Source organism: Oleiphilus sp. HI0123 (assembly GCF_001635315.1).
This window is the reverse complement of the sequence record NZ_LWGE01000388.1, coordinates 1-1089: the sequence shown is the minus strand read 5'-3', so window position 1 is coordinate 1089 and position 1089 is coordinate 1. Positions and strand designations below refer to the sequence as shown.

1 protein-coding gene is annotated in these 1089 nt (G+C 44.4%); it reads left to right on the top strand.

Annotation, left to right across the window (positions count from 1 at the left end):
* Positions 1 to 1089, top strand: a 1089-nt coding sequence (locus tag A3761_RS03675) for a secretin N-terminal domain-containing protein (protein WP_304439577.1), incomplete at both ends; no start/stop codon positions are given.

The following is a 1089-nucleotide window of genomic DNA, read 5'->3' as shown; positions in this document are numbered from 1 at the left end:
CAAACCTGGAAGGTAAATCTGAAGGATGCGGATGTCAGAGCATTTGTTAGTCAGGTTGCCGATATAACAGGTTATAGCTTTGTTATTGACCCTCGAGTTAAGGGTAAGGTCACGGTTATTTCTAATGCTTCAATGAATAAATCTGCTGTTTACGAAATGTTTTTATCCGTCTTGGGGGTGCATGGCTTTGCAGCGATACCTGGCCAGGAAGTGATCAAGATTGTCAGACAAAATGATGCCAAGCAGAGTGCTCAGAACGATCGTTTTTTGAAAAAGGTACCATCAGAGCAAATCGTTACGCGGGTAATTCAGGTTAACAATGCTCGTGCTTTAGAGTTGGTTCCGATTCTTAGACCGATGGTGGCAAAATATGGACACCTTGCGGGTGTCGCAGCTGCCAATGCTTTGATTATTAGTGATCACCTGGCGAACATAAAACGAATTAGTAAGATTATTGATGAGCTGGATAGCCCTTCTAAATATGAACTTGAAGTTGTTCAGCTTAAAGAAGCATGGGTTGGTGATATGGTAAAGCTCTTAGAAGAGTTAGCACCTAGCGAGCTGAGTAAAGCTAAAGGAAAAAGTGGCGGCAATAAATTTAGTGTTGTTGCAGATCAGCGCAGCAATCGGCTTATCCTTCGAGGCGATGAGGCATTCCGGGAGAAAATGCGAGAGTTGATAGCCAAACTGGATCAACCTTCATCCACGGGTGGTAAAACCAAGGTAGTCCGACTTAAACATGCGGATGCTGGAGAGTTAGCTGAGTTGTTAAAGGGGCTAATGGGCGATATTAGTAGTGAGGGTGCTAAGGGTAAGGGTAAAAGCCAATCTTCAGAAGCGAGTGTTTATGCTGATGAAGGTTTGAATGCGCTGGTTATTAGAGCAGAACCTTCAGTGATTCAGGAGCTCGATGGTGTCATTGAGCAACTTGATGTTCGCCGAGCTCAGGTACTGATCGAGGCTGCGATAGTTGAAATTAAAGATGACCTGAATGACAAACTTGGTATTCAGTGGGCCTTGTATGATCAGGGTGCATCGGTTCCAGGTGTATTTACAAACTTCTCTGATGCGGGAATTGCGACGGCGAAT